At 62.5% G+C, this 17,735-nt stretch carries 18 protein-coding genes and 2 pseudogenes; 12 read left to right on the forward strand and 8 right to left on the reverse strand.

Annotation, left to right across the window (positions count from 1 at the left end; translation table 11 throughout):
• The 10 genes and pseudogenes from AWT75_RS18585 to AWT75_RS18630 form a co-directional block, all read left to right on the forward strand.
• Positions 1 to 422 (forward strand): methyl-accepting chemotaxis protein (locus AWT75_RS18585; RefSeq protein ID WP_239689660.1); only part of this gene is annotated, 422 nt, incomplete at its 5' end.
• Between the two features lie 93 nt (positions 423 to 515).
• Entirely contained in the window at positions 516 to 1,295 is a 780-nt protein-coding gene (locus AWT75_RS18590) for an IclR family transcriptional regulator (RefSeq protein WP_062791114.1), read from the forward strand.
• 134 nt (positions 1,296 to 1,429) lie between these two features.
• On the forward strand, positions 1,430 to 2,536 hold the full coding sequence (locus AWT75_RS18595) for a 4-oxalomesaconate tautomerase (protein ID WP_062791116.1): 1,107 nt from the start codon (positions 1,430 to 1,432) through the stop codon (positions 2,534 to 2,536).
• Positions 2,533 to 3,558, forward strand: a complete 1,026-nt coding sequence (locus AWT75_RS18600) for an amidohydrolase family protein (protein WP_062791118.1) — start codon at positions 2,533 to 2,535, stop codon at positions 3,556 to 3,558. The genes AWT75_RS18595 and AWT75_RS18600 overlap by 4 nt, the downstream gene beginning before the upstream one ends.
• A 157-nt stretch (positions 3,559 to 3,715) precedes the next feature.
• A complete protein-coding gene (gene ligK / locus AWT75_RS18605; protein WP_062791132.1) occupies positions 3,716 to 4,399 on the forward strand; it encodes a 4-carboxy-4-hydroxy-2-oxoadipate aldolase/oxaloacetate decarboxylase in 684 nt (227 codons plus the stop codon).
• A gap of 10 nt (positions 4,400 to 4,409) precedes the next feature.
• Positions 4,410 to 5,342, forward strand: coding sequence for an amidohydrolase family protein (locus AWT75_RS18610; protein ID WP_045844904.1), 933 nt, complete (start codon positions 4,410 to 4,412; stop codon positions 5,340 to 5,342).
• A gap of 9 nt (positions 5,343 to 5,351) precedes the next feature.
• Positions 5,352 to 5,795 (forward strand): protocatechuate 4,5-dioxygenase subunit alpha, encoded by a 444-nt coding sequence (ligA, locus tag AWT75_RS18615; protein WP_045844905.1) that lies wholly within the window; start codon positions 5,352 to 5,354, stop codon positions 5,793 to 5,795.
• Between the two features lies 1 nt (position 5,796).
• The gene (locus tag AWT75_RS18620; protein WP_062791120.1) at positions 5,797 to 6,678 is read left to right on the forward strand and encodes a class III extradiol dioxygenase subunit beta; all 882 of its coding nucleotides are present in this window, start codon (positions 5,797 to 5,799) and stop codon (positions 6,676 to 6,678) included.
• Positions 6,679 to 6,690: 12 nt separating this feature from the next.
• Positions 6,691 to 7,637, forward strand: a pseudogene (locus tag AWT75_RS23980) (Gfo/Idh/MocA family oxidoreductase).
• 200 nt (positions 7,638 to 7,837) lie between these two features.
• A complete protein-coding gene (locus tag AWT75_RS18630; protein ID WP_062791122.1) occupies positions 7,838 to 8,845 on the forward strand; it encodes an aldo/keto reductase in 1,008 nt (335 codons plus the stop codon).
• 273 nt (positions 8,846 to 9,118) lie between these two features.
• Here AWT75_RS18630 and AWT75_RS18635 read toward each other — a convergent pair whose 3' ends face one another.
• Positions 9,119 to 9,961 (reverse strand): class III extradiol dioxygenase family protein, encoded by an 843-nt coding sequence (locus AWT75_RS18635; RefSeq protein ID WP_062791124.1) that lies wholly within the window; start codon positions 9,959 to 9,961, stop codon positions 9,119 to 9,121.
• 2 nt (positions 9,962 to 9,963) lie between these two features.
• A complete protein-coding gene (locus tag AWT75_RS18640; RefSeq protein WP_045844910.1) occupies positions 9,964 to 10,314 on the reverse strand; it encodes a protocatechuate 4,5-dioxygenase subunit alpha in 351 nt (116 codons plus the stop codon).
• 84 nt (positions 10,315 to 10,398) lie between these two features.
• Here AWT75_RS18640 and AWT75_RS18645 point away from each other — a divergent pair, with 84 nt between their 5' ends.
• The gene (locus tag AWT75_RS18645; RefSeq protein ID WP_062791134.1) at positions 10,399 to 11,316 is read left to right on the forward strand and encodes a LysR family transcriptional regulator; all 918 of its coding nucleotides are present in this window, start codon (positions 10,399 to 10,401) and stop codon (positions 11,314 to 11,316) included.
• Positions 11,317 to 11,433: 117 nt separating this feature from the next.
• Here the strand turns inward: AWT75_RS18645 and AWT75_RS18650 are convergent, their stop codons facing one another.
• From AWT75_RS18650 to AWT75_RS18660, 3 genes are read right to left on the reverse strand one after another with little or no spacing between them, the layout of a single operon-like run.
• On the reverse strand, positions 11,434 to 12,297 hold the full coding sequence (locus tag AWT75_RS18650; RefSeq protein ID WP_062791126.1) for a sugar phosphate isomerase/epimerase family protein: 864 nt from the start codon (positions 12,295 to 12,297) through the stop codon (positions 11,434 to 11,436).
• A 1-nt stretch (position 12,298) separates the two neighbouring features.
• Positions 12,299 to 13,132: a 4-hydroxyphenylpyruvate dioxygenase family protein gene (locus AWT75_RS18655; protein WP_062791128.1), complete on the reverse strand. Its 834-nt coding sequence runs from the start codon at positions 13,130 to 13,132 to the stop codon at positions 12,299 to 12,301.
• A gap of 56 nt (positions 13,133 to 13,188) precedes the next feature.
• Positions 13,189 to 14,058 carry a shikimate dehydrogenase gene (locus AWT75_RS18660; RefSeq protein WP_062791136.1) on the reverse strand — a complete coding sequence of 290 codons (870 nt, stop codon included), beginning with the start codon at positions 14,056 to 14,058 and terminating at the stop codon, positions 13,189 to 13,191.
• A 236-nt stretch (positions 14,059 to 14,294) separates the two neighbouring features.
• On the opposite strand from AWT75_RS18660, the gene AWT75_RS18665 reads away from it, so the two are divergent.
• A complete protein-coding gene (locus tag AWT75_RS18665) occupies positions 14,295 to 16,220 on the forward strand; it encodes a bifunctional sugar phosphate isomerase/epimerase/4-hydroxyphenylpyruvate dioxygenase family protein (protein WP_062791138.1) in 1,926 nt (641 codons plus the stop codon).
• A 77-nt stretch (positions 16,221 to 16,297) separates the two neighbouring features.
• Here the strand turns inward: AWT75_RS18665 and AWT75_RS18670 are convergent, their stop codons facing one another.
• The 3 genes and pseudogenes from AWT75_RS18670 to AWT75_RS23885 all read right to left on the reverse strand — a co-directional run.
• Complete coding sequence (locus AWT75_RS18670; RefSeq protein ID WP_045845030.1) at positions 16,298 to 16,924, reverse strand: NIPSNAP family protein; 627 nt, start codon at positions 16,922 to 16,924, stop codon at positions 16,298 to 16,300.
• 29 nt (positions 16,925 to 16,953) lie between these two features.
• The gene (locus tag AWT75_RS18675) at positions 16,954 to 17,514 is read right to left on the reverse strand and encodes an FAD-binding protein (RefSeq protein ID WP_062791130.1); all 561 of its coding nucleotides are present in this window, start codon (positions 17,512 to 17,514) and stop codon (positions 16,954 to 16,956) included.
• 14 nt (positions 17,515 to 17,528) lie between these two features.
• Positions 17,529 to 17,723 (reverse strand): annotated as a pseudogene (locus tag AWT75_RS23885) (FAD-binding protein); the annotation flags it as partial.
• Positions 17,724 to 17,735: the final 12 nt, after the last annotated feature.

Below are 17,735 nucleotides of genomic sequence, written 5' to 3' on the forward strand. Positions count from 1 at the left end.
AGGGCCGCGGCTTTGCCGTGGTGGCCGACGAAGTGCGCAAGCTGGCCGAGCGCACCAGTACCGCCACCGCGCAGATAGCCAGCACGGTACAGGCGGTGCATGCGGATACCGCTGCCGTGGTGCAGGGCATGCAGGCCATGGCACCGCAGGTGGCGATGGGGGTGCAGATGGCGGCTCAGGCCGGGGATGCGCTGCAGCAGATCAACAGCGCATCGGCCCAGGCGCTGGACAAGGTGCGCAGCATTGCCACTGCCACCACCGAGCAAAGCCAGGCCAGCAATAGCGTGGCGCAGAATATCGAGCAGATATCCGGCCGCATGGAGGAGTCCAGCCACGCGGTGGCACAGGCATGCGAGCATGTGGCCCGGCTGGAGCAACTGACCGAAGCCTTGCACCAGTCGGTTGCCCGTTTCCAGGTGTGAGCGCTTCCGGGACGGGAAAGGCGCGGGTAGGGTGGCTTGCTGGTCAAATTGAACTGTGTTCAAATCCGGAACCACTCAGCAAGGAGAAACGACATGGCAGGCAGTATGGAGCGTTCGCTGGCAATCCTGGAATTGCTGGCCCGTAATGGCGGGCAACTGCCGCTGCATGTCATTGCCGACACCCTCAACATGCCGCGCAGTGGTGCGCACCGGCTGCTGGCCATGCTGATCGAGCAGGGCTATGTGCGCCAGCATGCGGAGAAGGGCGAATACCAGCTTTCGCTCAAGCTGGTTTCGCTGGGGCTGATCTACCTGTCCACCAGCGGCGTGGCTGATGTGTCGCAGCCGATTCTGGAAAATCTGGCGCGTAGCTCCGGCGAGCTGGCGCGGCTGGGCATCATCGAAAACGAGTTGATCACCTTTGTGGCCAAGGCGCAGGGCGCACGCTCCGGCCTGCGCTACGACCCGGACATGGGCAGCAACCCGCCGCTGTTCTGCACCGCCAGCGGCCCGGCCTGGCTCTCCCGGCTGGACGATGAACAGGCCTTGCAGATTGTCGCCCGGCAGGGCTTTGGCAATGGCCACGACTACGGCCCCAATGCGCCGCGCACCATTGCCGCCTTCCTCGAGGTGCTGCATGCCACCCGCAAGCGTGGCCATGCAGTGGCGGTGGACAGCTACGAACCGGGCATGACCTCGCTGGCCGCGCCCATCATCAACCCGCTCAACCAGAAGGTGGTGGGCGTGGTGACACTGGCCGGCCCCACCAGCCGCATTCCGGCCGAGCGCCTGCCGGAGCTGGGCAGCCTGTTGCAGGATGCCGCATGCGAACTGGGTGAAGCCTCGTTGGGCTCGTTGTACTTCAAGTCCTGATTTGCGCTGTTTTTCCATGCATGGCCCGCTTGTCGGGCCATTGCCATTCATGGGCTCGATGTATAGCAAAGCGTTATATCTGATAGAGCGATAGTGCTCTTTTTTAATGCATGGCGCGGGAACACAATCCTCGCATGCAAACCTCTATCCCGACTCTGTTCATGCGTGGCGGTACCTCACGCGGGCCCTTCTTCCTGGCAGACGACCTGCCGCAGGATCAGGCATTGCGCGACCGTGTGCTGCTCGCTGTCATGGGCTCTCCCGACCGCCGCCAGATTGACGGCCTGGGTGGAGCACACCCGCTGACCAGCAAGGTCGGCATCATTTCCCGCGGCAGCCAGCCCGGCGTGGACCTGGACTTCCTGTTTGCCCAGTTGCAGCCGGACAAGGACACGGTGGATACCACCCCCAACTGCGGCAATATGCTGGCAGCGGTAGTACCTTTCGCGCTGGAGCGCGGCCTGGTGACGGCGCAGGGTGAAACCAGCACCTTCCGCGTGCTCACCCTCAATACCGGCATGCAGTGTGACGTGACGGTACAAACGCCGGGCGGCCAGATGCGTTACGACGGCGAAGCCCGCATTGACGGCGTACCTGGCAGCGCCTCGCCCATCACCATCAACTTTCTGGATACTGCCGGTTCGGTGTGTTCCGGCCTGCTGCCCACCGGCAAGGTGAAGGATGTGGTGCAGCTGGAAGGCGTCGGCGCGCTGGAAATCACCTGTATCGACAACGGCATGCCGCTGGTGATGCTGCGCGCTGCCGATGTTGGCCGCAGCGGTTACGAAAGCGTGGCCGAACTGAATGCCGATACCGAGCTGAAAACCCGGCTGGAAGCGCTGCGCCTGCAATGCGGCCACCTGATGGGCCTGGGCGATGTCAGCAAGAAAACCTATCCCAAGATGTGCCTGGTTGCTCCGCCGCGCGACGGCGGCAGCATCAGCACCCGTTGTTTCATTCCCCACGTCTGCCACGACGCCATCGGCGTGCTGGCGGCAGTGACGGTCGGCACCGCTTGCGTGCTGGAAGGCTCGGTCACCCAGGGCATCGCACAGATGCAGCCCGGCCTGCGTCATCTGGTGTCGGTGGAACACCCCACCGGCGAATTCTCGGTGGACCTGGAGCTGGACCCGGAAAACCCGCAAAACGTCATCCGCGCAGCGCTGCTGCGCACCGCACGGCTCATCATGCGCGGAGAGGTCATGATTCCCTCCGCCATCTGGAAAGGACAGCAAGCATGATCATCGACATCCACGGCCACTACACCACCGCCCCCAAGGCGCTGGAAGACTGGCGCAAACGCCAGATCGACAACCTCTCCACCCCGGAACTGGGCCCCAAATCGTCCGAGTTGAAGATCTCCGACGACGAGCTGCGCGACACCATCGAGAGCAACCAGTTGCGCCTGATGAAGCAGCGCGGCTCCGACCTCACCATCTTCAGCCCGCGCGCCAGCTTCATGGCTCACCACATCGGGGACTTCAACACGTCCTCCACCTGGGCGGCCATCTGCAACGAGCTGTGCTACCGCGTCAGCCAGCTGTTCCCCGATAACTTCATCGGCGCGGCCATGCTGCCGCAGTCGCCCGGTGTCGACCCGGCCACCTCCATTCCGGAGCTGGAACGCTGCATCAAGGACTATGGCTTTGTCGGCATCAACCTCAACCCGGACCCGTCCGGCGGCCACTGGACCAGCCCGCCGCTGTCCGACCGCCACTGGTACCCCATCTACGAAAAAATGGTGGAGTACGACATCCCGGCCATGGTGCATGTGTCCACCAGCTGTAACTGCGCCTTCCACACCACCGGCGCGCACTACCTGAACGCCGACACCACCGCCTTCATGCAATGCCTGACCTCCGACCTGTTTACGGACTTCCCCACGCTGCGCTTTGTCATCCCGCACGGTGGCGGTGCAGTGCCGTACCACTGGGGCCGCTTCCGCGGGCTGGCGCAGGAAATGAAAAAGCCGCTGCTCAAGGACCACCTGCTCAACAACATCTTCTTTGACACCTGCGTCTACCACCAGCCGGGCATCGACCTGCTGACCAAGGTTATCCCGGTGGACAACGTGCTGTTTGCCAGCGAAATGATCGGCGCGGTACGCGGCATCGACCCGGAAACCGGCCACTACTACGACGACACCAAGCGCTACATCGAAGCGGCAGCGCTGACGGATGCCGAACGGCAGCAAATCTTTGAAGGCAATGCCCGCCGGGTGTATCCGCGACTGGATGCGGCATTGAAAGCCCGCGGCCTGTAAGGCAGGCAAAATCCCCGTTCCTGCGTTGCGCCGCCTTGCCGTACCACACGTACTGTCTGCGGCGGCGCGCCTTGACCCGGGGCTTTTGCGGAGTTGACCGCATCTCACGTGCGCCATGCGCCACACGATGGAAAAACAGAACAGGAAAGACAACACCATGTACGAACTCGGAGTGGTATACCGCAACATCACCCGCGCCGACCGCGCCGCTGCCGATGCACTGGCAGCGCTGGGCTCGGCCACCGTGCACGAAGCCATGGGCCGCGTTGGCCTGCTCAAGCCCTATATGCGCCCCATCTACCCGGGCAAGCAGGTGTCCGGCACGGCTGTCACCGTGCTGCTGCAACCGGGCGACAACTGGATGCTGCACGTGGCGGCAGAACAGATTCAGCCGGGAGACATCGTGGTGGCAGGCGTCACCTCGGAATGCACCGACGGCTACTTTGGCGACCTGCTGGCCACCAGCTTCCAGGCACGCGGTGCACGGGCGCTGATCATCGACGCCGGTGTGCGCGACGTCAAAACCCTGCAGGAAATGGACTTCCCGGTATGGAGCCGCGCCATCAGCAGCAAAGGCACCATCAAGGCCACGCTGGGCTCGGTCAACATCCCGGTAGTGTGTGCCGGCATGCTGGTGCATCCGGGCGATGTCATTGTGGCGGACGATGACGGCGTGGTGTGCGTACCGGCCGCCCGTGCGGTGGAAACGCTGGCGGCGGCGCAAAAGCGCGAATCGTTCGAGGGCGAAAAACGCACCAGGCTGGCTTCCGGCGTGCTGGGCCTGGACATGTATGCAATGCGCGAGCCGCTGGCCAAGGCCGGTCTGCGTTATATCGACTGAGGACGACAGCATGAGCAAACCCGTAAGTGGCGACTTCAGCAAGACCGCAGGCTGGCTGGACTGGTTTGACGGCCCGGCCAAACCGGCCTTCACCCTGCCGGCTGGCGCGGTGGATGCCCACTGTCACGTATTCGGCCCGGGGGCGGAATTCCCCTATGCGCCGGAACGCAAATACACCCCGTGTGATGCCAGCAAGGCTGATCTGTTTGCCCTGCGCGACCATCTGGGCTTTGCCCGCAATGTGATTGTGCAGGCCACCTGCCACGGTGCCGACAACCGCGCCATGGTGGATGCCTGCCGTGCCAGCAAGGGCAAGGCGCGTGGCGTGGCCACCGTCAGGCGCGCAGTCACGGATGAAGAGCTGCAAAGCCTGCATGAAGCCGGTGTGCGCGGCGTGCGTTTCAACTTCGTCAAGCGGCTGGTGGATTTCACCCCCAAGGACGAGCTGATGGAAATTGCCAGCCGCATTGCCAAGCTGGGCTGGCATATCGTGGTGTACTTCGAGGCGCAGGACCTGCCGGAGCTGTGGGACTTCTTCACCAACCTGCCTACCACCGTGGTGGTGGACCACATGGGCCGGCCGGATGTCAGCCTGCCGGTGGACGGGCCACAGTTTGAATTGTTCGTGAAACTGATGCGCGAACATGACAATATCTGGTCCAAGGTCAGCTGCCCGGAACGCCTGAGCGTGACCGGCCCCAAGGCGCTGGATGGCGAACGCCATGCCTACCACGACGTGATTCCGTTTGCCCGCAAACTGGTGGAAACCTTCCCCGACCGCGTGCTGTGGGGTACCGACTGGCCACACCCCAATCTGAAAGACCATATGCCGGACGACGGCCTGCTGGTGGATTTCATCCCCCATATCGCGCCGACGCCGCAATTGCAGCAACAGCTGCTGGTCACCAACCCCATGCGCCTGTACTGGCCGGAAGAATGCTGAGGAGCCTGCATGGCACTGGACAAACCGTATAAAGACGTGCCCGGCACCATCATTTTCGATGCCGAGCAAAGCCGCCTGGGCTACTGGCTGAACCAGTTCTGCACCAGCCTGATGAAGGCGGAAAACCGCGCCCGCTTTCTGGCCGACGAACGGGCTTATCTCGATGAATGGGCCATGACCGAAGAGCAGAAGCAGGCGGTGATGGCGCGCGACCTCAACCGCTGTATGGCGCTGGGCGGCAATATCTACTTCCTGGCTCGCATCGGTGCCACCGACGGCAAGAGCTTCCAGCAGATGGCCGGCTCCATGACCGGCATGAGCGAAGAGGAATACCGCAACATGATGCTGGCTGGTGGCCGCTCGGTGGAAGGCAACCGTTACATCGGTGAAGACGGCGACGCCCAGCCGCACCGCCAGCCGCAAGGCGCGGGCAGCAAGAAAGAAGGCAACTGATATGGCACGCATTACCGCATCCGTTTATACCTCCCACGTGCCGGCCATCGGTGTGGCCATGGACCTGCACAAGACGCAGGAAGACTACTGGCAACCGCTGTTTGCCGGTTACGACTTCTCCAAGCAATGGATGAAGGACAACAAGCCGGACGTGATTTTCCTGGTGTACAACGACCACGCCACCGCTTTCAGCCTGGACATGATTCCCACCTTCGCCATTGGCACGGCTGCCCAGTACAAACCGGCCGATGAAGGCTGGGGCGCACGCCCGGTGCCGGTGGTGAAGGGGCATCCGCAACTGGCCAGCCACATCGCGCAAAGCGTCATCCAGCAGGACTTCGACCTCACCATCGTCAACAAGATGGACGTGGACCACGGCCTCACCGTGCCGCTGTCGCTGATGTGCGGCGAGCTGGACCCGGTGAAGGACGCCTGGCCCTGCCCGGTGATTCCGTTTGCCGTCAACGTGGTGCAGTACCCGGTGCCCTCCGGCCAGCGCTGCTTTGCGCTGGGTCAGGCCATCCGCAAGGCGGTGGAGAGCTTCGACGAAGACATCAATGTGCATATCTGGGGCACCGGCGGCATGAGCCACCAGCTGCAAGGAGCACGCGCCGGGCTGATCAACCGCGAGTGGGACAACAACTGGCTGGACCTGATGATCAACGACCCGGTGGCCTGCGCGAAAGTGCCGCATATCGACTATGTGCGTGAAGCCGGCAGCGAAGGTATCGAACTGGTGATGTGGCTGATTGCACGCGGCGCGATGGCCGACGTGAACAACGGAGAGCGCAGCGGCCCGCTGCCGCAGGTGACGCACCGTTTCTATCATGTCCCGGCTTCCAATACCGCTGTGGGTCACGCCATTCTGGAAAACAAGGAATAAGGAATCCCTGTCATGACAATCAAAGTAGCACTGGCTGGCGCAGGCGCGTTCGGCATCAAGCATCTGGACGGCATCAAGAACATTGCCGATGTGGAAGTGGTATCGCTGATTGGCCGCGACCTGGCCAAGACCCGCGAAGTGGCGGACAAATACGGCGTGGCCCATGTCACGGATGACCTGAACGAAACCCTGGCCATCAAGGAAGTGGACGCTGTCATCCTGTGTACGCCCACCCAGATGCACGCCGGGCAAACCGCAGCCTGCCTCAAGGCTGGCAAGCACGTGCAGGTGGAAATTCCGCTGGCCGACACCCTGGCCGGTGCCGAAGCCGCCGCCGCGCTGCAAGCCGAAACCGGCCTGGTGGCCATGTGCGGCCACACCCGCCGCTTCAACCCCAGCCACCAGTGGGTGCACAACAAGATTACCGCCGGTGAATTCAACATCCAGCAGATGGATGTGCAAACCTATTTCTTCCGCCGCACCAATATGAACGCGCTGGGCAGCCGCGCAGCTGGACCGACCACCTGCTGTGGCACCACGCTGCCCACACCGTGGACCTGTTCGCCTATCAGGCTGGCAGCCCCATCGTGAAGGCCAATGCCATCCAGGGGCCGATTCACCCGGAACTGGGCATCGCCATGGACATGTCCATCCAGCTGAAGGCGGCCAACGGTGCCATCTGCACGCTGAGCCTGTCCTTCAACAACGACGGCCCGCTGGGGACTTTCTTCCGCTATATCGGCGACACCGGCACCTATATTGCCCGCTACGACGACCTGGTGAACGGCAAGGAAGAGAAGATCGATGTATCGCATGTGGCCGTATCGATGAACGGTATCGAGCTGCAGGACCGTGAATTTTTTGCCGCCATCCGCGAAGGCCGCGAACCCAACTCCAGCCTGCGTCAGGTATTGCCGTGCTATCAGGTGCTGCATGCGCTGGAGCAGCAGCTGGTGTGAGGCGCTGCTGACAAAAAGCTGCACCCCAGGGACGCTTCGCTTTTTTCTTGGCAGCTCTTGATTTGATTAGTTTCTTTTGAAATATCGTTTGAAATCCCTTTGTAAGCGACCCTCCTGAACAAGGCAGTCCGGTTCACCAGAACCGGCTGACCTTGTCTTTTTCTTGCGGGGTCCCCGTCAGACAGTGCAAGGACAGTTCCATGAAACAGCGACAGCTTGGCCCGTTTACCGTTTCTGCCATCGGCCTTGGCTGCATGAATCTCAGTCACGCTTATGGCGTGCCACCGTCTGCCGAGCAGGGCGGCCAGGTATTGCTGGCGGCGCTGGATGCAGGCGTCACCCTGTTTGATACCGCCGCCCTGTACGGCTTTGGTGCCAATGAAGAGCTGGTGGGGCGAGTATTGAAGCCGCATCGCCAGCAGATTGTGCTCACCAGCAAGTGCGGCATGACCGGGGTGGAAGGCAAACGGGTGATAGACGGACGGCCGGACACCCTGCGCCAGACCTGCGAGGACAGCCTGCGTCGTCTGCAAACCGATGTGATTGACCTCTACTACCTGCACCGCTGGGACCGCCAGGTGCCGATTGAGGATTCGGTTGGCGCGCTGGCTGATCTGGTGGCCGCGGGCAAGATCCGCAGCATCGGCCTGTCCGAGGTCTCTGCTGCCACGCTGGCCCGCGCACAGGCGGTGCACCCGATTGCCGCAGTACAGAGCGAATACTCCTTGTGGACGCGCAATCCGGAAATTGCGCTGCTGGATGCCTGCCGCGAGCAACAAGTGGCGCTGGTGGCCTTCAGCCCGCTGGGTCGCGGTTTTCTGGCCGGTGGCGTGCGCGACCCGTCCGGTTTTGCCGCCAACGACATCCGCCGCGCCATGCCGCGCTTTCAGACCGAACACTTTAGCCGCAACCTGCGCCTGCTGGATGCATTGCAGGGGCTGGCCATCGAAACCGGCTTTACCCTGGCCCAACTGGCCATGGGCTGGCTGCTGGCACAAAGCGAGCAGGTGATTCCGATTCCGGGCACCAGCAATGTGGCGCATCTGCAGGAAAACCTGTCGGCCGACACGGTGGCGCTGGACATGGAAGTGCTGACCCGTCTGGACGCCATTGTCAATGAAAACACGGTGAGCGGTGCGCGCTACAACGCCGCCACCCAGCAGGAAATCGACACCGAAGAATTTGGCGTTTCTGTTCAGCCAGCCTGATAGCCGGACAGGAGATGACCACACCATTGCTTCCATCTGGGGTGTGAACCCATGCCGACGGGGTGTTCCTGTCGGCCTTTTTTTGCCTGTAAAGCCGCCGCCTGCAATCGCCTGCGTTATCTCGCCTTTTTCAACTTCTTCAGCTGACAGGGCAGGGGCAAAAAAGAACCCGGCACAAGGCCGGGTGCTCAGCGAAGGAGGAGATGGTGCTGACAAACAGTGTATGGGTTTGCGGCCTGCCGCCAGTCAGGGATGGCTGCAGGCGCGCGGTCCTCAGGCAAGCGGTTCCAGCAACATCACGCCGGCAGCGGTGTTGGAAATCGGCAGATGGTAGGTGTTTTGCAGCGCGCGCACATCGCCCTTGATGGTGGCGCGGGCAGCAAGCCACATCAGCAGCTCGATGCCTTGCGAGCCGGTATGCTCCACCAGTTGCTCCACCGTGTACTGGGTGGCCCACTTGGGGTTGTCCACCAGGCTTTGCATGAATTGCAGGTCGAAGGGCTTGTTGATGAAACCGGCGCGTTCGCCATCCAGCTGGTGCGACAGGCCGCCGGTGCCAATCACCACCACGCGGGCGTCGGAATCCCAGGCAGCAATGGCTTCGCCAATGGCCTCGCCCAGCTTGTAGCAGCGGCTGGCAGACGGAATGGGGAACTGCACGGTGTTGATGCACACCGGCACCACCTTGATCGGGCAGGCGCCTTCTTGCGGCCACAGCAGTTTCAAGGGCAGGGTGAAGGCATGGTCCACCAGCATTTCCTGACAGGTGGTGAGATCGAATTCCTTGTTCACCAGCTGATTGATCAGGTGCCAGGACAGCTCGGTGTCACCAGTAAACGGCGGCAGGGTGGGAATGCCCCAGCCTTCGTCGGCATTGCGGTATTCCGGCGCGGCACCTACCGAGAAGGTGGGCATCTTGTCCAGGAAGAAATTCAGGCCATGGTCGTTGTACACCACCACGGCGACATCGGGTTTTACTTCATCCAGCCAGCGATGGATGGGCGGGAAAGCGTCAAAAAACGGCTTCCAGTACGGTTCGTTCTGCAGATTGCCGGCAATGGCACGGCCGATGGCCGGAACGTGGGAGGTAACGATGCTGCCTACGATTTTTGCCATGATTATTGTCCCGCGTTCAGGAGTTTCTGTTTGAATTCGTCTTTGCTCATGCCGGTTTGCTGGGCACCGATGTCCTGCACGTCCAGGCCGAAAATGCCGGCAAACTTGGCCAGGTAGTAAACATTGCCGCCAGCGGCAATCAGTTGCAGCACATTGCGGCTTTGTACCGCAGCCAGTTGCGGCGCGGTCAGGCCGAAGCGGGCACAGTAGGCGGCTTCGTCGGCCTTGAAAGCGTCGCGGTTGGCCTTGTCGTTGAAGGAAAAGCACATCTTGTTGAGGGCATAACCCTTCTGCGCCTGAATGTCGTCAAACAGGGTGGTTCCCGGAATGGAAACGCGTTGTTGCTCCGCCATCACTTGTTCTCCCTTGTTGATTCTGGTGAGTTCAGTGTCCCTGTTTGCGGTATGGAGATAAATGCGGTAAACCGGATGGCATACATGAAAAATTTCGATCATTTGCAGCTGGATGGCCGGCTGCTGCAATTACTGCTGACGGTAATGGAGGAGCGCTCGGTCACCCGTGCGGCAGAGCGGCTGGACATGACGCAGTCCGCAGTCAGCCATGCGCTGGACAAGCTGCGGCTGATTGTGGACGACCCGCTGTTTGTGAAGTCCGGCCGGGGCATCTCGCCCACGGTACGGGCCGAGGCGCTGGCCCAGCACGCGCGCAGCCTGCTGGAAGACATGCGCCGCTTTGTCAGTGCCGCCAGTTTTGATCCGGCCCGTTTGCAGCGCACCATCAGCATTGCCGCCAACGATTTGCAACGGGATTTGCTGCTGCCGCGCCTGTTGAACCTGTTGCAGGCCGAGGCGCCGGGCGTGTCGCTGCGGGTGTTGCCCTCCGGCATCCCCACGGTGGAGATGCTGCGCAGCGATGAATGTGATCTGGTGATTACCCCGCGCCCGCCGGATGGTAGCGATATCGTGCAAAAGCGACTATTTGCCGATCACTACCGGGTGTTTTACGACGCAGGCTGCCGTGCGGCACCGGCTAGTCTGGACGACTATCTGGCGGCCGAACATGTCACGGTGGGCTATACGCCACCGCGCATGCTGGATATTGATGATTTTCTGGCCGGGCAGGGGGTAAGGCGGCGCATTGCTGCCTGGCTGCCCGGTTTTGCCGGTATCGCGCCCTTTGTGCAGGGCAGTGCCCGGCTGGCTACTTTGCCGGGCTTGCTGGCCAGCAACCTGCTGGCGGGGCTGGCCAGTTGCGCGCCGCCGCTTCCTTGCCCGGACATGCCGATGTATCTGGTATGGCACCAGCGCCATCGCCACGATCCGTTGCACATCTGGCTGCGCCAGCGGCTGGAACAGGTGACGCAGCAGGCGCTGGCGGCACAGCTGCCTGGATGATACCGAGCGGCTAACCAAACAGCCGAGCGTCCGTGTGGCAAGACGCGCCGACGCCGACCGTACATAAAAGCAGGGCAAGCAGGCGCAACCCAGCAGCAGGGGTTTGGTCAGCCGCGCTTAGCAGCCGCTGTCCTGCAGGCGCTGGCTGACCGTGCGGCACAGCCAGTCCACCGAACGGGCGGCGCGGCTGGCCACGCTGTGCGCGTCCTGGGTGAGGAATTCGTCATTGGCCACTTCAAAGGCGTAATTGCCCTGATAACCGGCCATTTCCAGCCGCACCAGCATGTCCACCACCGCCATGCTGTGCACGCCTTCGCCGGGGAAGGAGCGCTGGTGACGCGAGATGTGCACCATTTCTTCCAGTAGCGGCAGGTAGTCGCTCATGGCATCGGACAGCTGCACCAGAAACAGCTTGTGCATGGGGATGCGGTACAGGTCGTCCAGCGGAATGCCACGGGCAAACAGGTGGAAGCTGTCCAGCACCAGGCCCACGTTCTGCCGGTTCACCATTTCCACCACCTGCCATGCCGCGTGGTAGTCGTGCACATAACGGCCCCAGGCCAGCGGCTCGAAGCCGATGCGGATGCCCAAGGGCGTGGCCAGCGTGGACAGCAGGCGCAGATGGGCGGCGGTGGTTTCCAGGTCGCCCACCGCATTGGGCGAGGTGGTGGCCGATACCACCAGCAGCTCGGCCCCCACCTGCTGCATCATGCGCATCATGGTTTTGGCCAGGTCTATCTTGTATTCCAGAAAACGGCCGCTCATGCCTTCGAAGTCGCGCAGCGCCTCGAAGCCGATCACCTTCATGCCGCTGTGGCGCACCGTACGCACGGTTTGTGCCAGGCCGCCTTCCTGTTCGTTCATCAAGTCCTGCGCCCACAGCGTGAGGCGGGAGAAACCGGCGGCGGACATGGCCTGCAGCTTGTCTTGCAGCTTGCCCTGCAAGGGGGCGGTATCAATGGCAAAGCGGCTGGCGTCCATGTCAGTTCCCCTGTTCCTTGCTGATGGCAAATTGCAGCAAGCCGGCATACTCCAGCGCGTGCCGGACCAGCTGATTCGGGCCGGAAAGGCCCAGCCCCTGTTGTTGCAGCTGCTGGCGGGTGAGGGCCATGTCATGGGTGGCCAGCGTGACGCCGGTCATGCCCTCGCTGATGCCATGCTCCAGCACGGCGGCTTGCAAGCGTAGCTGGATCTTGCCGCAAGGGCTTAGCAGCAGGCGGCTGTCGGCTGTGCTGTCACTGGCGGATTCGGCAAAGCCGAACAGGTGCTGGTAGAAGTCCTGCCAGTCGCCAATGCGCTCGCCCGGCATGCTCTGGGTCAGCAGGCTGATGCGGTTCAGTCCGGCATCCGTAGCCTGGCTATCCACGTTCAGCGGCAGGAAGTCCACATCGTAAATGGAGTGCTCGCCATAGCGGTCTACCAGATAGAGCAGCGAACCGCCCACACCCTGGAAGGCCGGAATGTGCAATTCCATCACCCCGGTGCCCATATCTACTTCCCATGCCCCCAGTTCGCGGGCGCGCAAGGTAGCTTCACGTGCATCCTTCACCCGCAGCGCAATGGCACAAATGCTGTGGCCGCGCTGCTGGGCGTAATGCTGGGCAAAGCTGTCCGGCTCGGCATTGACGATGAAGTTGATATCGCCCTGACGGTACAGCAGCACCTGTTTGGAACGGTGCCGGGCAGTACAGCGAAAGCCCATGGCCTGCAGCAACTGGCCAAGGGCTGTCGGGTCGGTGGTGGCAAATTCAACAAATTCGATGCCGTCCGTGCCCATGGGGTTGGGCCGGCTGCTAAAGGGAAGGGTGTCGGACATGGGGAACCTGTCTGGTAAGGGCTGCGGGTTCAACAAGAGCTTGCCGGTTCAATCTGTCAGCTGCAGTCGCTGAGGCTGGCAAAATGCCGGGCCATGCGCTGGGCATCCGGGTTCAGGCCGCTGAACAGGCGGAATGCGCCCGCAGCCTGATACACCACCATGCCGCCGCCATTCATGGTAGCGCAGCCCAGCGCTTTTGCCGCCTTGAGTAGCGCGGTTTCGCGCGGGAAGTAAATCACGTCGGCCACCCACAAGGCCGGATGCAGCCATTCCACTGGCAGCGGCAGGCCGGGGTGGCCTTGCATGCCAATCGGCGTGGCCTGGATCAGCCCGTCGGCGCTGGCCAGTTCTCCGGCCACATCGTCGGTCACCACTACCCGTCCGTCACCAAAGCGCTGGTTCAGCCGTGCCGCCAGCGCACTGGCACGGGCCGGGTCGGCATCGTGCAGGGCCAGTCTTTGCGCACCCAGGGTGAGGATGGCGTGGGCAACGGCGGCACCGGCACCGCCCGCGCCCAGTTGCACCACCTTGTCCAGCCTGGCCTGCGGCCATTGCTGCTGGAAGGACTGGGCAAAGCCCCACCAGTCGGTGTTGTGGCCAATGTGTTTGCCGTCACGCAATTGCACGGTATTCACCGCGCCAATGGCGGCCGCGTCGTCGGACAGGCTGTCCAGACAGGCCAACACGGTTTGCTTGAACGGATGGGTGATGTTGCAGCCGGCATAGCCCACGGTCTGCATGGCGGTCAGCAGCGTGTCCAGCTCGGCAGTGCCGGTGTCCAGCGGCAGGTCGTGTAATTGATACAGACAGCGCAGACCCAGCTGGCGGGCTTCTTCTTCGTGCAGCTGTGGCGAGCGCGAGCCCTGGATGCTTTGGCCGATCAGGCCCAGCAACAGCGTATTGGCAGCGGATGTGGATGCAGGCATGTGTTGGTCTTTTTTTGCTTGACTGCCGCGGCGGGCGGCATGCATCGGGCACACGGCACAGGCCGTGAGCCGGATGGCGGGAACAGGGAAACGCACTGGTGCAGTGAAAATTTTCACGCTAAGATTGAAATGTACCTGTTGGTACGAAATAAGTAAACCGGCAGCATCGCCAGACCAGGACTCACACCCAGAGCGGTGCGCCGCCAGCGCCAGTTTCCCCATTGAGGATGACCACCATGCAACACTGTATTGCCACCGTTTCTCTGAGCGGAACCCTACCCGAGAAACTGGAGGCGATTGCCGCTGCCGGCTTTCAGGGCGTAGAAATCTTTGAAAACGACCTGCTGTATTTTGATGGCTCGCCACGTGATGTACGCCGCCTGTGTCAGGAGCTGGGCTTGCAGATCATGCTGTTCCAGCCCTTCCGCGACTTCGAAGGCTGCCGCCGCGACCGCCTGCAACACAATCTGGAACGGGCCGAACGCAAGTTCGAGCTGATGCACGAGCTGGGTACCGACCGCATCCTGGTGTGCAGCAATGTGCAACCGGACGTGATCCGCGATAACGCGGTGCTTGCCGACGACCTGCACCAGCTGGCCGAGCTGGCGGCAAAACATGAAGTGCTGGTGGGTTACGAGGCACTGGCCTGGGGCCAGCATGTGAACTCCTACCGCCAGGTGTGGGACATCGTCAAAACGGTGGATCACCCCAATCTGGGCGTGATTCTGGACAGCTTCCACACCCTGTCGATCAAGGACGACCTGTCGCGCCTGCCGGAGATTCCGGGCGACAAGATCGTATTCCTGCAACTGGCCGATGCACCCATCCTCAATATGGACGTGCTGGAGTGGAGCCGTCATTTCCGCTGTTTCCCCGGTCAGGGCGAGTTTGACCTGCCGGCCTTCCTTGGCCCCATCCTGCAAAGTGGCTATCAGGGCCCGCTGAGCCTGGAAATCTTCAACGACGGTTTCCGTGCCGCACCCACCGGCGGTACTGCGGCAGATGGCCGCCGTGGCCTGCTGTATCTGGAAGAAAGCACCCGCGCGCAGCTGGCTGCCAGCGCGGAACCGAGTGCCGCCGCCGTACTGCCGCAGCTGTTTGTGCCGGCACCGCAGCCGCAGTACGACGGGGTGGAGTTTCTGGAATTCGCCGTGGACGAGGCTGCCGCCAGCCGGTTGGCGCGCTGGTTCGGCAAGCTGGGCTTTGCCCATGCCGGGCAGCACAAGTCGAAAAGCGTCAACCTGTACCGTCAGGGTGACATCAACCTGATTCTCAACTCCGAGCCGGATTCCTTCGCCCATGCCTTTTTCGTGGCACATGGCCCGTCGCTGTGCGCGTCCGCCTTCCGGGTGAATGACAGCGCCCAGGCGCTGCAACGCGCCAAGCAGTATCGCGCCCGCTCGTTTGAAAGCCGCGTCGGCCCCAACGAGCGGCAGATTCCCGCCGTCCGTGCGCCGGATGGCAGCCTGCAATACCTGGTGGACCCCGGCGCGGATGGCAGCAGCATTTACCAGTCCGACTTTGACATGCTGCCGGCGACCGCAGACAAGCCAGGCCTGCTCACCAGCATCGACCATTTCGCGCTGGGCCTGCCGGCGGAAACCATGGACGCCTGGATGCTGTTCTTCCGCGCCGTGTATGGCTTCAAGGCCGAGAACGAGCACGTACTGCCCGACCCCTACGGACTGGTGAAAAGCCGGGTGCTGCACAGCCCGGATGGCAGCATCCGCATTCCGCTCAATATCTCGGAAAACCGCAATACCGCCATTGCCCGCTCGGTGTCCACCTATCGTGGTTCCGGCGTGCAGCATATTGCCTTTGCTACCGACGACATCTTTGCTGCGGTGGCCGCGGCGCGGGAAAGCGGCGTGCCCTTGCTGGAAATTCCGCGTAACTACTACGACGATCTGGCCGCGCGCTTCGATCTGCCGGATGAATTTGTCGCCAGCCTGGCCGCAGCCAACATCCTGTACGACCGCGATGCCCAAGGCGGAGAAATGCTGCATGTGTATACCGCCCAGTTTGAAGACCGCTTCTTCTTCGAACTGCTGCAACGCGGCGCGGGCTACCAGCAATACGGCGCCGCCAATGTGGCGGTGCGCCTGGCCGCACAGGCCCAGTCGCGCGCCCGGCAGCAGGCACGCAGCAACTGGTATGACTGATATGACCGACTCAGCCTGAGAGGGCAGCCATGCAAAAGGGACACCTGACAGGTGTCCCTTTTTTTATTGCCAGTTGCTTACTTCAGCGGCGATACGGCGGTGGGCAGGGCAATGGTGGAGTGCATGTCGGTAGTGAGCCAGGCCGGGCCACCCTTGGGCGGCCAGATGCCGGCGGCAACCGCTTCACCACGGATGCGGCTGCGTTCGTCCACGCTGGCATAGGCCCAGATATTGGTAAAGCGTAGCGGGCCTTGCAGGGCAAACATGGCCACCAGGCAGGGTGACAGCGCGCTGCGCGGCGGCAAGTATTCCTGCCACAGGTCCATGGTGTGCTGCAGGCCGCCGGTCTTGATGCCGTAGGTACGGATTTCATATACCGGGCCGCTGATGCCGCTTTCGCTGCTGGGGCGCAGCGGGGCCATCCACGGGAAAGCCTGATATGCCTGCCGGTCGATGCTGGTGGCGAGGCTGCCGCAGCCGTAGGGGTCGGCGCTCAGACGGGTGCGTTGCTGCTCGGCTTCCAGTGCGGCCAGGCTGTCAAAACCGCGTAAAACCAGCAGCTGGTTGAGCTGGCCGATATCGCTATACCAGCAGCCCAGCAGTTCGCCGCCAGCAGCGGTGTCGCTGGTGTAGGCCTGTACGTTCTGGGCCGCCTGGGCGGTGGTGCCAAAGGGCAGGGTGAGGGTGGCGAGTTCGTAGTACATGGTGTGTCCTTGCTTGATATTGAAAATGTTCAAAGGCTTGCGTCGGGTTGGCGTCCGGCGGCGTGGTGTGCCGCCAGATAGCCGAAAGTCATGGCCGGGCCCAGGGTGATGCCGCCGCTGGGGTAGTGGCCGCCCATCATGCTGTGCATGTCGTTGCCGACCGCGTACAAGCCGCTGATGGGCTGGCGGTGTTCATCCAGCACTTGCGCGCTGGCATTGGTGGCCAGCCCAGCGAAGCTGCCCAGGCTGCCGGGGACCAGCCTCACCGCGTAGTACGGCCCGTGCTGCAGCGGGGCCATGCAGGGGTTGGGCCAGGCATTGTCCTTGTCGCCCTGTACGCGGTTATAGGGGGTGTCGCCCTTGGCAAAGTCGCTGTCCTCCCCGGTAGCGGCTTGCTGGTTGTAGCGTGCCACCTGCTGTTCAAGCGCTACGGGGATGATGCCGCAGCGGCGGGCCAGCTCTTGCAGCGTATTGCCACGTTGCAGATAGCCATTGCGCAGCCAGCGGCCCAGCGGCATGGGGGCGGGTTTGACCGCGCCCAGCCCGTAGCGGCGGACAAAGCGGTGGTCGGCCACCAGCCAGGCTTGCACCGGCTGACTGCCGGGGTGGCACGCAGCAAGGCGGAGACAAAGTCGTGGTAGGAGTCAGCCTCGTTGCAAAAGCGCTGGCCATTGGCGGTAACGGCAATCAGCCCCGGTTTGGCCCGTTCGATCAGATGCGGAAAGTGGGCGGTGCTGCCATCGGCGCGTGGCACCAGCGATACCGGAGCCAGCGCCATGGGGGAGGCCATCTCGCCCATCACGCCGCCAAC

Origin of the sequence: Aquitalea pelogenes, assembly GCF_001515305.1 — a bacterium.
GTDB lineage: Bacteria > Pseudomonadota > Gammaproteobacteria > Burkholderiales > Chromobacteriaceae > Aquitalea > Aquitalea pelogenes.